The sequence below is a fragment of the Acidovorax sp. KNOB132 genome, from assembly GCF_057541515.1.
This window is the reverse complement of the sequence record NZ_BAAJYT010000034.1, coordinates 1-15,851: the sequence shown is the minus strand read 5'-3', so window position 1 is coordinate 15,851 and position 15,851 is coordinate 1. Positions and strand designations below refer to the sequence as shown.

The following is a 15,851-nucleotide window of genomic DNA, read 5'->3' as shown; positions in this document are numbered from 1 at the left end:
GAGTGGGATCAGAGGTTCTGAAAACCCCCTCTGCGGGGTTCGGTAGACAAAGGCCGGGCAGGTCAGGCGCCGTCGGTGCCCAGCAATTGCGCATTGCGTATGACGGCCACGGTCGCGTTGGCCCGTTGATAGCGAGCCACGTGCAGACCGGAAAGCGTCCATTGGCACGACACAGGGGTGAAAGCCGGCACATTGGGCACGCCTTCACCCGCAGGAAAGTTGTAGTCACGACTCTGGTCCATGGGCTTTGCTCCGATCAGTGGGAGGTTCACGCCGTCTGCGCAGAGGATGGTGATCTCGGGCCATGCTAAGGGATCATCGGCTTGCAGCCGCTGCAGCGTCAGTTTGCAGTAGGCCGGTGGATTGGTCCCGTCGCCAGCGGCTGTGGTGGTGTGCAGCGTTGCCAGGTATTGGTAGCACTCATGCGGCACACTCGCATCGGTCAAACTTGGCATGGCGACGCCATGGGCGGTACTTTCGTCGCTGCCGGAAAGGTGTGGCGCCCGATGTCCGTCCATGCAGTGCGTGGCAGGGGGCGAGTCCTGCGAATCATGGCTGGGCCACCAATCCGACCAGAGTGCGCCCACACGTTGGGCCAGGTCGGCGAAGGCATGGAGTGCTGTCACGAGCACCGGGTCCTTCGGCGAAACACTGGGCGCTTGCAGTTGCTCAAGGATGGCCCAAAGGGGTTCCTGCACGGCCGTGTACTGCGCCAGGGCCTGGAACAGCGCGTTGTCACCCCGGTTTCCGAGGTCGGTGGCAACGGGCGGCTGACCGTTGAATTCAATCTCGATGAGGGCTTGGTCTTGTGCTGCATTGTCGTGGGCATGGGTGAACACATAAGACCAGTGCAGAGCCTCTGCCAGCGTGGCTGGGTCGGTCGGCCCTTCGGTCTGATGCGAGACCACGAGCGGCGGGTTGGGGCAGGCGCGCAGCGGCACCGGTACGACCGTCGTGCCCAGCGGCGCGCTGAAGGCCGCGGGTGGGAACCGTTCGAAGTCGCGCAAGAAGCTCAGTCGCTTTGGCTTGCCACTGTCGTTGTCCGAAAGCTGGCCGGCGACCTCCATGTCATGGACGGCATAGTCTGGTTGCAGTGCCACCGCTCGGTGAAGGGCGGGCTGGTCGACATCCAGCGGGAAGGAGACAGTGCCTTTGCGGGTGTTGGCCAGGGCGGTCGCGGCATTTCCCAACTGGCAGATTTTCCACGCGCTTGGATCGTCGGCGACGGAGTCGTGTGCGCCTGCAGCCTGTGGATTGCCCACGCGCCCAGTCCCCCAGAGCCGTGCCATGGACGCGGTGGCTGGGGATGTGACAGCGGCATTGAACTGCAGGATGGCAGCGGTGTCGTAGCCACTCAGCAATTGGTCCTGCAGGCGCTGTTGCAGTGCTTCGCGAGCCGCTTGCCATGCCTCCGAATCTAAGGCACCAAGGCTTGCCTCCTGGATCACCAGGACGGGGGAAAGCCCGTTTGCCACGGCGCGGGACAGAACCTTCTTGGCGGTCATCAGCCGAGCGAGCGCTTCGGGCGCCACTTGTGCAGCGGGCACGGCATAGCGGCCAGTGCAAAGCTGGTCCAATCCCGCCAACCAGATGCGCGCCCAGGCCTCCAGGTCAATGCCCTGGTAATCGTTGACAGTGGAGGCACCCCAGCCGCCGGTGGTCTCGTCAATGGATCGGATTTCGACTCCAGTCGCGTGCTCCAACGTGTTTGACAGAGGGCGCAGCGCGAAGCTCAGCGGCTGGAGCCCTTCAACCCCGGGCACGCTGGCCTGTGGCGACACCTTCACTTCGGCGATGCCGCCAGGGTCGACGAAAGAGATGCCCCATACATCGGCGGGAGTAGTGCCATGCACCATGGCCAGTTTCAGGCCGATCACAGTGCTCTCGATGGCAACAGCCAACTGGCCCAGCGCGACAGCGTTGCTTTCTTGGCCATCGCCAATGCCGTTGCCCACCGACACCACCACGCTGCTGTCCTGCACCGCCGCGCCGGGCGCTTCTGTGGTGCCGCGCAACGCCGGTGGTACTTTGTCAGCGTCGCGCTTCAGCGTAACCCAGGTACGCAAAGGAAAAATCGCTCCCGGCAGTTGCCAGCCGCCAGCGCCGAAGGCAGCGCGCAGTACCGTATCGACCGGCGGCAGAAGCAATTGCGCGCCGGCTGCCAGAAACGCGGTGCGCTGATTCGCGCGGACCAAGTCCTCGATGCTGACGTCATTCCCGGCCAACGCGAAGCGGCGGATGATGGCATGGATGCTGTCGCCTTGCGCGGTCTCAATGGTGGGTTCATCGGCGACTTGCGATGGCTTGAGCAAGACGCTTGGCACGATCAGCTTCGGCGTGGCCGCATTGGCGCTGAGCAGTGCTGTCGCACTCAGGCCATAAGCGATAGCCAGATCCTCTGGCGTGGTAGCGCTTGCCAAAACAGCGGGTGGACAAAGTAGCAGCGCGCCAGCGGCCAGTGCTTCGGGATCGGTGGCGATGGCTGTGGCAAATTCATCCAGAGTGACGGCTGGGTTGGCTCGCGCGACCAGCGTGTCGAAGCTGTCGCTGGATTGGGTGGTCAGTGGCTGGCCTGCGACGATGATCACCTGGCCTGGCGCCAGCGTGGCGGGCATGGAGCGGTTGGTCTCGCACAATGCCTGTTCGTCTGTTTGCTCTGTGTCTGTCGCTGCGGCCGGGACGAACAGCCCAGCAATGGTGGACAGTGTTTGACCAGCGCGAACGCGGTAAGGAATGCGCAGCGAAAGGGATGTGCCAGGCCATGCCACCAAGCCGGGCACGGGCAAATCGCGCACCGCCAGTCCCGCGTTGTGGCGCAGCAGATCGCCCGGTCCTATGGCATGGGCGTGGGCCAAGGCGCCGAGAGGCTCTGCATCCAGGCCTGTGGTCAGCGTGGTTTTGAGCAAAAGCGCCGAACCTGCAGGGAGCAGATCGACCGTACCGACATTGAGTCTGGCCAGCGGGCCCATGGCAATGCCGGTGGGGTTGTCCGCCAGCGTCCAGCCGGCTTCGATCAGCCTGCGGTCCACTGCCAGCGTGATACCGGGGCGGAACATGCCTGGCTTGTCTGCGTTGGCCAGGGCGACCATGGCCGCTTCAATCGGTACACCTTTGTCTGAAAAGAGGTGCGCGATGTCGTTCAGGCAGGCATCGGCGCCTGGATCGCCTTCGGCCGGAACTTGCACCGCCACGCCTTCGGCTTCGAAGACAAAACCTGGCGCCAGCAGAGCGGGGCGGGTGTAGTTGGCCGCCACCAGGCTGGCTGGAGTCAGGTGCAGCGTGGCGGCGACTACCGACAGCGGCAGGCCGCCAGTGGGTTGTGTCTGGTCGGTGGTCGGAATCGCCAACTCGATGCCGGGGTTCAACGGCAGTGAGATGTTGTTCGGGTCGGTCAGCACGGCAGCAGGGTCCAGGTCCTCGGCCACCAGCGCTGCCACGGTGCCACCGGCCACGAAAGCGGCATAGCTGGGCATCCACAGGCCCTCGGGTGGTAGGTGCACCAGGGTGCCAATCGTGCGGTCTCGAGCGGCCAGGCCCATCGCCTGCCAATCCACACCGTAATGCGAATAGACATCGGCCAGCGTGGCTGCTGCGACGGGGTCGGCCATGGCCACGCCCAGCGTTGCAGCCGCTTGGCTGAATGCGTGGCACGCTGCGGCATAGGCGCGCAGCGGCGGGATTTCCGCCGGCATTTGGATCGGCGTGCCGCCAGCCGGCTGGTTCAGCGAGGTGGCGAGGGACAGTTGCATGTCCGGCTGTACCAACTGCCACATGATGGCTTCGAAGCGGGTTGCGACTTCGCTGGCCATGGCTGCCGCCGCATCGCCCGCCGCTGTGGGTGCGGGCAGCAGGCCTTCGGGACGCATGGCGATGTTCACCGCCAATGTGGCGCCCGTTGTCTCGGCACTGGCAGGCAAAAAACGCCATGCCATGGTGGTGCTTGGCCAGGATGCAATGCCCAGCACGGCATCGCTGTAGCCGACCGGCGTGCTGTCGGTGTCGGCCTTTGCATCGCTCGATGGGGCGGTGGCTTGGGAGGGAGAGGGCGGAGAGTTCACTGCGGCGCTCATGGTCGCGCGTCCCCTGGCGCTGTCAGGCTGGCCGAGACGGCCGATGCAACTGCCTTGGATGCAGTGCTGCTGCGCAATATATCTTGGAAGCTCTGCACCACCTTCGGGAAATGGGTGGCACGCTGAGAGCCGGCACCAAGATGCCTGCCCGGCCAAACTTCAGCAAGCCCCTTTCACCAAGCCGTCTCTTGACCCTGCAGCGCACGCCGGGCCATCAGGAAGGTGGCTGCATTCCAGCTTTGCCCGGCCATGCCGAGCGGCGCCAGCGTGCGGCCGTGGAACCACTCGGTGAAGCGCCAATTGTTGAGTTCGTTCGTGCGCGCCAGCTTGACCAGTTCGGCCCAGCCTTCTGCTTGCAGGCCCACCTTCGTCAGTGCCATGACCCAGAAAGCACCGACGAAGGGCCAGATACCTCCGTTGTGGTATTGGTGCGCAAGGTTCTGTCGATGCCGTCCCATGTAGGCTCGCCAGAGATCGTGCTGTTCCGACAGAGGATGCAGCACCACCCGCACCGGATAAGGATCGCTGGCCCGCGCGGCCCCGATCGCGTTCGTGATGCTGTGCGACATGGCCTCGTCGGCCAGGCCGCATTGGATGGCCAGCAAATTGCCGAACACATCGCCTTCGTCCCCCACGACCGCCAGATTCACGAAGCTCAGGTAGAGCCCACGATCCCGGCGGCCACGGCGCGCATAGTGCTGCAGCAGGCGCGCACGGTGGTACTGGTGCAGATCGCGCTGGAACGGATTGAAGAGATGGTTGAAGTGGTGCTGCGTCTCGTCTGCATGGCACAGCGCGAAGCGGCGCTTGACGTCAAACCACAGCGCGTTGGTGTAGAGCACGTACCCCGAGCGCGGCATGATGTCCGCCCAGTCGCTTGCCTCGTTCTGCTGCAAGAGGCGAAAGTGCTGATGCTCTTGTGCCAGCAGCCATCCGATCGCTCGGTCGACTTCGCTGGCCCAGTGGTCCGCCCCCACCTCACCATGGCGCCGCACGTGGTCCACCGCGATCAGCCACCACAGCGTGGCGTCAATGCAACCCAGGTACCAGAAGTCCGCATCATGGCCTTCCGGATCTACGTACTTGGGAATCTGCCCGTTAGGCGCCTGCTTCACTGCCAGCGCATCCAGGCTGGCCACAGCGCCTTGTTCGAGCGCCTGCACTCCGCTGCCGCACATGGCCATCACGCAGATCGCTGCATCCCGCCCGAAGATGCGCGTGTAGCGTCGCGCCTCTGCAGCCGCAGTGCGGCTTGCCGCCAAAATGCCGTGTTGGGTGAGGTTGCTCTCCAGCAGCGTCAGCGCAGCTTCCGAGCAGGTTTCAATCAAGGCGAGCGAGGACGGATCAAGGGTATGGTCGGACATGGGCAGTTCAGATGCCAAAGTGAACGATGCGTGGATTTTGCCGATCGTGGCGAGCGCTGACCCTTTCTCCTTTTGCGCGGCACATCGCTGCAAATCAACGGAAACGACAATCCATCCTATGCCAAACCAATCGAAGCGGGCGAATAACCACGATGGATTCGTTCTTGTGCGGGGCGCACGGGAACACAACCTGAAAAATGTGGATGTCGAGATTCCCCGCAATGCCATCGTGGTGTTCACCGGCGTCTCGGGCTCCGGTAAATCCTCGCTGGCGTTCGGCACCATCTATGCGGAAGCGCAGCGCCGGTATTTTGAGTCGGTGGCGCCCTATGCGCGTCGTTTGATCGACCAAGTGGGCGTGCCTCAGGTCGATGCCATCGAGGGTTTGCCGCCCGCTGTGGCCCTCCAGCAGCAAAGGGGCACGCCCACCGCACGATCTTCCGTGGGCAGCGTGACCACTATTTCCAGCCTGGTACGCATGCTGTACTCCCGCGCTGGAACCTACCCAGCCAGACAGCCTATGCTGTATGCGGAAGACTTTTCGCCCAACACCCCACAGGGCGCTTGTCCGCACTGCCACGGCTTGGGCCGCATCTACGAGGTGACCGAGGCTTCGATGGTGCCCGACGATTCACTCACCCTGCGCGAGCGGGCTGTGGCGGCTTGGCCCAGCGCCTGGCAAGGGCAGAACCTGCGCGATATCCTGACCACGCTGGGGCATGACGTCGATGTGCCTTGGCGAGATCTGCCGCGCAAGACGCGGAACTGGATTCTCTTCACCGATGAGCAGCCGACAGTCCCTGTGTACGCAGGCTTCACGATGGAGGAGGTACGCCGGGCGCGACGTGCCAAGCAGCAGCCCAGCTACATGGGCACCTTCACCGGCGCTCGCCGCTACGTGATGCAGACTTTCGCCACCAGCCAGAGCGCCATGATGAAGCGCAAGGTGGCCCAGTTCATGGTGGGGACGCCCTGTCCCGTGTGCCATGGAAAACGGCTCAAGCCGGAGGCCCTGTCCGTCACTTTTTGCGGACTGGACATCGGCGACCTCGCGCACCTGTCCCTGTCCGCATTGGCCGATGTACTCGGGCCGGTGGCAGAGGGTTCGCCATCCGGTGGGCCCTCGGAACATGCAGGCGCCAGCTTGTCGAAAGCGGCTCGCATGCGTGCGGCCGCAAAGCGCGAAGCGGCCGGAGCTCCGGGCCACGCGGGCGCGTCCGACATCCGCCGTACGCCCAACCTGTCGGCGGAGAAGCAATTGGCCGCTCAGCGCATTTCGCAAGAGCTACTTTCCCGTGTTCGCGCATTGACGGACCTCGGACTGGGCTATCTGTCGCTCGATCGCGCCACACCTACCCTGTCGCCCGGCGAGTTGCAGCGGTTGCGTCTGGCGACCCAGCTCGCATCGCAACTCTTCGGGGTCGTGTATGTGCTCGACGAGCCTTCTGCAGGCCTGCATCCCGCCGACAGCGCATCGTTGCTCACGGCGCTGGAGCGTCTGAAAGCCGCCGGCAACTCCATCTTCGTGGTGGAGCACGACATCGCCACCATGCGCCGTGCCGACTGGCTGGTGGATGTGGGACCGGACGCCGGAGAGCATGGTGGGCAGGTGCTCTACAGCGGCCCACCGCCAGGATTGGCCTGCGTGCCGCACTCCCATACGCGCCGGTATCTGTTCGACGACGCTGCACGTGATCGCCGCGTTCAGCGATCACCGCAAGCCTGGCTGACATTGGAGGATGTGCATCGGCACAATTTGCATGGTGTGGATGCGGCTTTCCCCATCGGCTGCCTGACCGCCGTAACCGGTGTTTCAGGGTCAGGCAAGTCGAGTCTGGTCAGCCAAGCGCTCCTGGAACTGGTCAGCGCCCATTTGGGGCAGCCCATGCCGACGCCCGAGGACGGTGGCATGCCGGAAGGACCGCCCGATGCGGCTGCTGGCGATGATGATCCGGGCGCTACTCTTGAGTTGGGTGGAGCCATTCTCACCGTGGGCCGACTGGGTGGCGCAACCGATCAGGTGCGCAGGCTGGTGCGGGTGGATCAGAAACCCATTGGACGCACGCCCCGCTCCAATTTGGCCACTTACACGGGCCTTTTCGATGCCGTGCGAAAGTTGTTTGCGGCCACACCTGCTGCACGAAAGAAGCAGTACGACGCAGGGCGGTTTTCGTTCAATGTCGCGAAAGGTCGGTGCCCCACCTGTGAGGGCGAAGGTTTCGTCAGCGTGGAGTTGCTCTTTCTGCCCAGTGTCTATGCGCCTTGCCCCACTTGTCACGGAGCACGCTATAACCCCCAGACATTGGCCATTACCTGGAACGGACTGTCGATTGCCGACGTGCTGGCACTTACCGTGGACGCAGCATGCGATACCTTCGTGGACGAACCCACTGTTTTCCGGTCTTTGCAAGTCCTGCGCGACATCGGTCTCGGCTACCTGCGCCTTGGCCAGCCCGCCACGGAACTGTCGGGTGGCGAAGCACAACGCATCAAGCTCGCCACCGAATTACAGCGCACGCAACGCGGGCACACGCTGTATGTGCTGGACGAGCCGACCACCGGTTTGCATCCAGCCGATGTGGACCGCCTGCTGTCCCAGTTGGATGCTCTCGTGCAGGCAGGCAACACGGTGGTAGTGGTTGAGCATGACATGCATTTCGTCGCCTCTAGCGATTGGGTGATCGACATCGGTCCGGGGGCAGGCGCCCAGGGCGGTTGCATCGTGGTGAGCGGAACTCCGGCGGAGGTGGCACTCTGTGCAGAGTCTCGCACCGCCGCCTACCTGAAAGCGGTGTTGGGAGTGATCACAACTGAAGCCTAAGCCAGCAGGAACCCATGAGCAACGGCAGGATGCACCGCCCCGCTTAACCGCGTGATGGGGTGGTTGTGCTACCTGTCGTCTTGCGAGACTGGTATTTTTTCCAGAGATAGCCAGCGACAGCCATGAGAATCATTTTTCGCATCGGAAGACTCCGTTTGATCAAGCCCAGAGCTTCCATGCGTTGTCAGCCACGCCTTGTAGGAAGTCCGGGCGAGGCCATGTCGTCTTCTGCGGAATGCACTGATCCTTGTGTGAGGGGGTGAACGAGAGGTTGGGCTTGTCGAGCCCGCTCACGGCAGCAGAGTGAACGCACTGGCTTGGAGGGTCTCCCATCAATGCTGCTGCGCTGAATCCAGCAGCCAACTCCTAAAGGTCTGCAGGGTCGGTGATTGCACTGACTCTTCCGGATAAACGAGGTAGTAGCCCTTGGGGCTGCGCCATGTGCGCGAAGACAGGCGCACAAGCCGCGTGGCCTGCACCATGTCGTCGGCCATGTAGTCCGGCAGCAAGACCACGCCCAGGCCCGCCACAGCGGCATTCAGTGCCATGGACATGATCTCAAAGCGGGGGCCGGCGCGGCCGGGGTCAGCGTCGATTTGCTCTGCCAGAAACCACTGCTCCCACGCATCCGGCAGTGTGTGGTGATGCAGCAGCCCCGAACCGGGCGTTGCTGCCCCGATCTGCGCGCCGTGGCGCGCCACCCAGGCGGGGGCGGCATAGGGTGCGAGGTCCAGTGCCGCCACGAAGTCGCAGCACAGGCCGGCGCGCTGGCCATCGCCGAATTCTAAGGAAGCATCAATGGTGCCAGTCTTGAAATCGGCGGGGCCCACGCGTGTGCTCAAGCTCAGCGTAATTTCTCCATGCGCCCGGGTGAATGCAGGCAGGCGGGGGATGAGCCAATACGCACCGATCGAAGCGCCCACCGACAAAGCCAACCCGCCGCCGCGCCCTTTGAACGCCATCACATTGACCGTGGCCCGCTCCAGGCGCTGAAGCAATGGCGCAATCTCCTCGAGGTAGTAGCGTCCGGCATCGGTGGTGATCAGCGATTCACGCCGCCTAACGAACAGACGCACGTTCAGCCGTGATTCCAAGGCCTGTATCTGCCGGCTCACCGCGCCCTGGGTGAGGTGCAATTCCTGGGCTGCGGCAGTGAACGAGCCGAGGCGCGCGCTGGCCTCCAGGCATAGCAGGGACATGGTGGATGGAGCACGGTACATGAAGGGAAACCATGAGCAATGCACATGCCGGCAGCAAGATGCACCTGGAAGGGGTCAAAGATCACCGCAATAGTGCATGAGAAAAAGACATGGTATCCCCAGCAAACATGGTTTGTGCCAAGCCAGATCGATTTCTAGCATTCATGCGGTTGAATCCAACGAACTGAAGGAATGCACCGATGAACGCTCCGCTCCGCCCCGCATCCCTGTCGCGCCGCCGCTGGCTGCAGACGGTCTCTCTCACCCCCTCCGTCGCACTGTTGCCGGATTCGACCCGGGCGGCGCCAGGGTATCCCGATCGTCCCATTCGCCTGGTCGTGCCATCGGCCGCAGGCGGTTCTCCGGATGCCGTCTGCCGCATCCTGACGAACGAGTTGCCCAAAGCACTGGGCCAGCCCTTCGTGGTGGACAACAAGCCCGGTGCCAGCGGCAATATCGGCATGGCCGACGTGTTTCGTGCCCCTGCAGACGGCTATACGCTGGGCTATGCCAACGTGGGCACCCTGGCCATCAACAAGGCCCTGTATTCCAAGCTTCCTTACGACCCTGACGCTCTGGTTTCCATCGGTTTGATCGGCTTCGTGCAGAACGCGCTGGTGGTGCGCAAAGACCTGCCCGTGCAGAGCGTGAAGGACCTCATCGCGCTTGCGCGCGCCAAGCCCGGGGAGTTGACGGTGGCTTCGGGCGGCAGCGGTACCACGGGGCACCTGAGCGGCGAGTTGTTCAAGGCATCGACCCAGGTGTCGATGACGCACATCCCCTACAAGGGCAGCCCGCAGGCCATCACTGACCTGATGGGCGGCGTGGTGGACCTGATGTTCGACAACCTCAGCTCCATTCTTCCGCACATCCAGTCGGGCCGGGTGCGCGTGCTGGCCGTGACAGGCGCCGCGCGCAGTCCGCAACTGCCGCAGGTGCCCACCGTGGCAGAGGCCGGCGTGCAGGGTTACGAGACCGTGGGCTGGGGTGGCATCGTCGCCCCGCCTAGCACGCCCAGCGCGATTGCCGCCCAGCTCAACAAGGCCCTCAATGACGCTATTCGCCTGCCCCCCGTGCAAGAGAAATACGCGGCCCTCGGCTTCGAACTGACGCCTGGTCCTCCTGAGCGCCTGATCGAGCGGGCCCGAAAGGAATCACCAATGTGGGCAGACGTCGTCAAGCGCTCTGGTGCCCAGGTGGGGTGAGGCAGGCCATGTTCGATCTCCTCATTTTCGGAGGCACCGTCGTGGATGGCAGCGGAGCGGCTCGTCGGCAGGCCGACGTCGGCATTGCAGGCGGGCGCATTCTCGCCGTTGGCGACCTCTCAGCACAGCCTGCCCGCCAACGCCACGACGCTGTCGGGCGCATCGTGTGCCCCGGCTTCATCGACGTCCATACCCATGATGATCGGTTGTTGCTCACATCACCGGCCGGCCCCCATCCCAAGCTCACGCAAGGCGTGACCACAGTGGTCACCGGAAATTGCGGGATCAGCCTGGCGCCGCTTCTGAGCAATGAGACACCGCCAGCACCACTGGACCTGCTTGGCGCGGACGACTGGCGGTATGACCGGTTCGGTGACTACCTCGATGCACTGGAGGCCGCGGGGCCGGCGCTGAATGCGGCATGCCTGGTGGGGCACTCCACTTTGCGGGTGCGCCATGTGCCGGACCTGCGTCGACCGGCCACCCCGCCCGAAGCTGAGCGCATGGCCAGGGATCTGGCCGAAGGATTGGATGCGGGCGCTTTCGGCTTGTCCACCGGGCTTTACTACCCTCCCGCCCGGGCGGCCACGGCAGAAGAGGTGATTGCGGTGGGCGCTCCGCTTTCGGCGGCGCAGGGCCTGATCACGATGCATATCCGCGACGAGGCAGATGCCATTGACGATGCATTGCGCGAAGCCTTGCACATTGGCCAGGCGCTAGGGGTGAGCACTGTGCTGTCGCATCACAAGTTGATTGGCCAACGCAACCATGGGCGCTCGGTGAACACCCTGGCCATGGTCGACACCGCCGCGCTGTCGCAGCCCGTTTGTATGGACTGCTATCCCTACAACGCTTCGTCCACCATGCTGCTGGCCAGCCGCGTCGGGCAGTCCCGGGAGGTTCTCGTGACTTGGTCTGTTGGCGATCCATCGGCGGCTGGGAAATCGCTGTTTGCAATGGCGCGCGAACGGGGCTGTTCCCCCGAATCCTTGGTGGAGCCGTTGTCTCCCGCGGGTGCGGTGTACTTTGCCATGCATGAAGATGATGTGCGCCGCATCCTCCGACACCCTTTGACGATGGTCGGCTCGGACGGACTGGCCCACGATGCGGTGCCGCATCCTCGTCTATGGGGAACCTTCCCCCGCGTACTGGGGCATTACGCGCGCGACCAGCGCCTGTTTTCTCTCGAAACAGCGGTGCACAAGATGACTGGGTTGAGCGCCCGCCGCTTCGGACTGCGCGACCGGGGGGTGATTGCCCAGGGTCATGCGGCGGACATCGTGGTGTTCGATGAGACGTGCATCGCGGACCGTGCCACGTTCGAGCAGCCTACCGCACCCAGCGCAGGCATTGATGCAGTGTTCATCAATGGCCAGCTGGCTTGCGCGCATGGCCATACCGTCAATGCGCATGCAGGTCAGGTGTTGCGGCGACAAAGCTCGTTCTGATTTCCGAACGCAGGAAGCCACTTGGTTGGCGGGCATGCCAAGCGCGTCCGGGCGATTGATTGACTGGAGGCTGGATGGCTCTGCCGCGTCGCCGCACCACGAGCGTGGATGTTTCTGTCGATGTGATTAAGCAGTTTCGCCCATTTTTATCAAATACCGATAATTGATTTAATCAACTCCTTCAATAATTGCATCTGATAAGAATTCATAAGAAGTTTTTTTCTCGTGTCCGATAAGACATTCTTTGTGGTTATGTGAATAAAGAATCTCAAATATTTATCGATGCTGTAAGTAAAAAATACTTTGGTGCGTGAAGCATTGATCGTTAGCAGAAGGGGGCCTGAATCTCATCTCGGAGTACTCATGGCCTGTGTGCGATATGGAATGGTGGAACGGGCAGTGATTGATCATTATATTTTTCTATTGGTAACGGCTTTTTGTGGAATTGCGTTTGAAGGGATTATTCACTGTTTGAATAATAAGGGTAAACCCTTACATTGAAAGCGAACACCCCTAATAGACTTTTTGAAAATAAATGTGTCGGCTCAAAATAAACAGCCGTAATGGACAGGGACGGGAGGGATTCATGTCATTGAATCAATGGAGAGGGTGGGCGCAGCGTATGGGCGTGATTTGGAAGGCGCGTCATTGCATGGGCGTCCAAGGTGCTGGGAGGCCGGGGTTGCGTCTGCGGGCGTGCATTCAAAAAAGCGACGTCGGACGCCGCAGAATGTTTCCACCCGCGGGCCATGGGAGGGCTTGGTCTTGCTCCGCCTACCGGCGCCCCCACGCGAGTAAACGCTCCGGTGTCTTTGGCGCATTGGATGTGTGTGGATGTTTTTGCCTCACGCCGCTGCAACGCGCCACTGCTCCGCCATGCGGCGGGGGCGAGGCCGGCTGGCCGGTGCATTCAGGCGGTTTTCCAGGGCGGCGGTGAAGGGCTTTCTTCCCTTGATCTCGAACGTCGACTAAGCCCGGCAGGCGCGGGCCGCCAAGGCCGCGCGATGCCGGCACGTTCCACACCCGGCCGGCTCTGGCCGGCCAGCGCGATCTCAGGCTCTTGCGAGCCTGCCAATAACGATTTCAAGAGCGACATACGTCCGTGCGGTGCAGGTGCGGATGCTGACTTTCGTCCATACGACAGGGAGAATTGCATGAATACGGTCGATCAATCCGGTGGCTCCGCCGAGCTCATGGCAGGCCAGATGGCCATGTGGCTGGGGTCTCAGTTCGCTTCGGCAGACACCAACTTCAATTTGGCTGAGGCCATCGACATCGAGGGAGACATCGATCCCGCATTGTTCGCCGAGGCGGTGCGCCGAGTCACCGAGGAAGCCGAGGCCACGCGGCTCAACTTTCTCGATGCGGGGCAAGGCCCGAAGCAGGTGCTCGCACCGACCTTCAATGGAGAGTTGCCCTTCCTCGATTTCAGCGGCGAGGCCGACCCGATGGCCGCAGCGCAGGCATGGATGCAGGCTGATTTCAGTCATCGGGCAGAACTGGCATCAGGGCAGTTGTGGCTCTGCGCGCTGATCCGACTCGCGCCAGGGCGGCATGTCTGCTATCAGCGCAGCCACCATATCCTGCTGGATGGTTTCGGTGGCGGCCTGGTGGCGCGGCGCATTGCGGATATCTACACGGCGCTGGCCCAGGGGAACACCATTCCTGAAACCTCGCGACTTGCACCGATGGCACAGTTGGCCGAAGAGGAGCGCGCCTACCGTGAATCCGGTCGGTTTCCGAGGGACCGCCAATACTGGATGGAGCGCTTTGCTGACGTGCCGGAACCCTTGACCCTGGCGTCGCGTCAGTCGGTGAACATCGGCGGCCTGCTGCGCCAGACCGTGCACCTGCCGGCCGCCAGCGTTCAAGCGCTTCATGCCATCGGCCAGGCCTGGGGAAGCACGCTGCCTCAGATCCTGATCGCCACGACGGCTGCCTATCTCTATCGCACCACGGGGGTTGAAGACATGGTGATCGGCATCCCGGTCACCGCGCGGCACAACGAGCGCATGCGACGGGTTCCTGCCATGGTGGCGAATGCATTGCCGCTGCGCCTGTCCATGCGCCCTGACCTTTCCTTCCCTGAGCTCGTTCGCGAAGTGGGCCGCCAGATGCGCCAGATCCTGCGGCACCAGTGCTATCGCTACGAGACCCTGCGGGGTGATTTGAATCTTCTGCTGAACCACCGGCAACTCTTCACCACGGTCGTCAATGTGGAGCCTTTCGACTACGACTTCCGTTTTGCGGGGCACGTGGCCAAACCACGTAATCTTTCCAACGGAACGGCAGAGGATCTGGGCATCTTTCTGTACGAGCGCGGCAACGGCCAGGATCTGCAGATCGATTTCGATGCGAATCCAGCGCTGTACACCGCACAGACCCTGGCCGAGCATCAGCGGCGGCTGCTGACGCTCATGGCGGCCGTGATCGAGCGGCCGGATCAGGCCATCGGACGCATCGAGTTGCTGGGCGCACAGGAGCGCCAACAGGTGCTGGCGGGTTGGAATGACACGGAGCAGGCGGTGCCCGACATTCACCTGTCGACCTGCATTGAGGCTGGTTTGCTGGCTGACCCCCAAGCCACTGCCTTGCGGTTCGAGGACCAAGTGCTGAGCCGTGGTGAACTGGATCAAAGGGCGAATCGGTTGGCGCACCTGCTGCGTGCGCGTGGCGCAGGGCCGGAGCGTGTTGTGGCAATCGCCGTGCCGCGGTCGCTGGATCTCATGGTGGCCTTGCTGGCCATTCTGAAAACCGGGGCCGCCTATTTGCCGGTTGATCCGGACTTTCCGGCGGATCGCATTGCCTACATGCTGGGCGATGCCCGGCCGGTATGCCTTGTCACGACCAAGTCTTTAGCGCAAACCCTGGCCGCACCAGTGTCGTTTGTGCTGTTCGATGACCCGGAAACCATCGACGAATTGGGCAGACATCCCGAGACCCGCCCGGAGCCGCTGGGAACGCTTGACACGGCGCAGCCGGCCTATGTGATCTACACGTCTGGATCGACCGGAAATCCGAAGGGGGTCGCTGTATCGCACCGTGCCATCGTCAACCGGCTCCGGTGGATGCAGAACCAATATGGCCTGCAAGCCGATGACCGAGTGCTGCAGAAGACCCCTTCCAGCTTCGATGTGTCGGTGTGGGAGTTCTTCTGGCCCCTGATCGACGGCGCCACGCTGGTGCTTGCCAAGCCGGGAGGGCATAAGGATGCAGCCTACCTGGCCGAGATCATCGTTCGCGAAGGCATCACCACCCTGCATTTCGTGCCCTCGATGCTGGAGGTCTTCCTGCTGGAGCCGGCAGCATCCGCCTGTGCCAGCCTGCGGCGCGTGGTCTGCAGCGGCGAGGCCCTGTCGTCTGCGCTGGCAGGCAAATTTCACCAGCAGTTGGGATGTGAACTGCACAACTTGTACGGTCCCACGGAGGCGGCTGTCGATGTGACTGCATGGGCCTGCCCAAGCACGCCGCTGATGGAGCCGGGTTCGGAGGGCGTACCCATCGGCCACCCCATCTGGAACACGCAAATGGTGGTGCTGGACAGTGGACTCCAGCCGGTGCCCCGTGGGGGGTGACGGGGCGAGTTTGTACATCGCGGGCATGGGCCTGGCGCGGGGGCTACCTGGGCCCGCCCGGTGCTGAGCGCAGAGCGCTTTGTGGCCAATCCGCATGGCGGTCCGGGCAGCCGCATGTACCGCACAGGCGATCTGGCGCGCTGGCGCACCGACGGCAGTCTGGACTTCC

General features: G+C 63.0%; 7 protein-coding genes. 4 read left to right on the top strand and 3 right to left on the bottom strand.

What is annotated here, in order from left to right; genetic code table 11:
* Positions 1-62 precede the first annotated feature (62 nt).
* Positions 63-4,070, bottom strand: coding sequence for a LysM peptidoglycan-binding domain-containing protein (locus AC27IO_RS07745; protein WP_498738256.1), 4,008 nt, complete (start codon positions 4,068-4,070; stop codon positions 63-65).
* Between the two features lie 173 nt (positions 4,071-4,243).
* Positions 4,244-5,434, bottom strand: a complete 1,191-nt coding sequence (locus AC27IO_RS07740; RefSeq protein ID WP_498738254.1) for a glycoside hydrolase 100 family protein — start codon at positions 5,432-5,434, stop codon at positions 4,244-4,246.
* Positions 5,435-5,552: 118 nt separating this feature from the next.
* On the opposite strand from AC27IO_RS07740, the gene AC27IO_RS07735 reads away from it, so the two are divergent.
* Positions 5,553-8,255, top strand: coding sequence for an excinuclease ABC subunit UvrA (locus AC27IO_RS07735; protein WP_498738252.1), 2,703 nt, complete (start codon positions 5,553-5,555; stop codon positions 8,253-8,255).
* A 332-nt stretch (positions 8,256-8,587) separates the two neighbouring features.
* Here AC27IO_RS07735 and AC27IO_RS07730 read toward each other — a convergent pair whose 3' ends face one another.
* Positions 8,588-9,454 carry a LysR substrate-binding domain-containing protein gene (locus tag AC27IO_RS07730; RefSeq protein ID WP_498738250.1) on the bottom strand — a complete coding sequence of 289 codons (867 nt, stop codon included), beginning with the start codon at positions 9,452-9,454 and terminating at the stop codon, positions 8,588-8,590.
* A gap of 200 nt (positions 9,455-9,654) precedes the next feature.
* On the opposite strand from AC27IO_RS07730, the gene AC27IO_RS07725 reads away from it, so the two are divergent.
* The 3 genes from AC27IO_RS07725 to AC27IO_RS07715 all read left to right on the top strand — a co-directional run bounded on the left by AC27IO_RS07725 (position 9,655) and on the right by AC27IO_RS07715 (position 15,682).
* Positions 9,655-10,659: a Bug family tripartite tricarboxylate transporter substrate binding protein gene (locus AC27IO_RS07725; RefSeq protein ID WP_498738248.1), complete on the top strand. Its 1,005-nt coding sequence runs from the start codon at positions 9,655-9,657 to the stop codon at positions 10,657-10,659.
* 8 nt (positions 10,660-10,667) lie between these two features.
* Positions 10,668-12,107: an N-acyl-D-amino-acid deacylase family protein gene (locus AC27IO_RS07720; RefSeq protein WP_498738246.1), complete on the top strand. Its 1,440-nt coding sequence runs from the start codon at positions 10,668-10,670 to the stop codon at positions 12,105-12,107.
* A gap of 1,154 nt (positions 12,108-13,261) precedes the next feature.
* Positions 13,262-15,682 (top strand): AMP-binding protein, encoded by a 2,421-nt coding sequence (locus AC27IO_RS07715; protein WP_498738244.1) that lies wholly within the window; start codon positions 13,262-13,264, stop codon positions 15,680-15,682.
* Positions 15,683-15,851: the final 169 nt, after the last annotated feature.

Bases quoted from the DNA above. Each gene is read 5' to 3' on its own strand.
- AC27IO_RS07735 (WP_498738252.1), top strand. From the start codon at position 5,553: ATGCCAAACCAATCGAAGCGGGCGAATAACCACGATGGATTCGTTCTT.
- AC27IO_RS07725 (WP_498738248.1), top strand. From the start codon at position 9,655: ATGAACGCTCCGCTCCGCCCCGCATCCCTGTCGCGCCGCCGCTGGCTG.
- AC27IO_RS07740 (WP_498738254.1), bottom strand. From the start codon at position 5,434: ATGTCCGACCATACCCTTGATCCGTCCTCGCTCGCCTTGATTGAAACC.
- AC27IO_RS07730 (WP_498738250.1), bottom strand. From the start codon at position 9,454: ATGTCCCTGCTATGCCTGGAGGCCAGCGCGCGCCTCGGCTCGTTCACT.
- AC27IO_RS07720 (WP_498738246.1), top strand. From the start codon at position 10,668: ATGTTCGATCTCCTCATTTTCGGAGGCACCGTCGTGGATGGCAGCGGA.
- AC27IO_RS07745 (WP_498738256.1), bottom strand. From the start codon at position 4,070: ATGAGCGCCGCAGTGAACTCTCCGCCCTCTCCCTCCCAAGCCACCGCC.
- AC27IO_RS07715 (WP_498738244.1), top strand. From the start codon at position 13,262: ATGAATACGGTCGATCAATCCGGTGGCTCCGCCGAGCTCATGGCAGGC.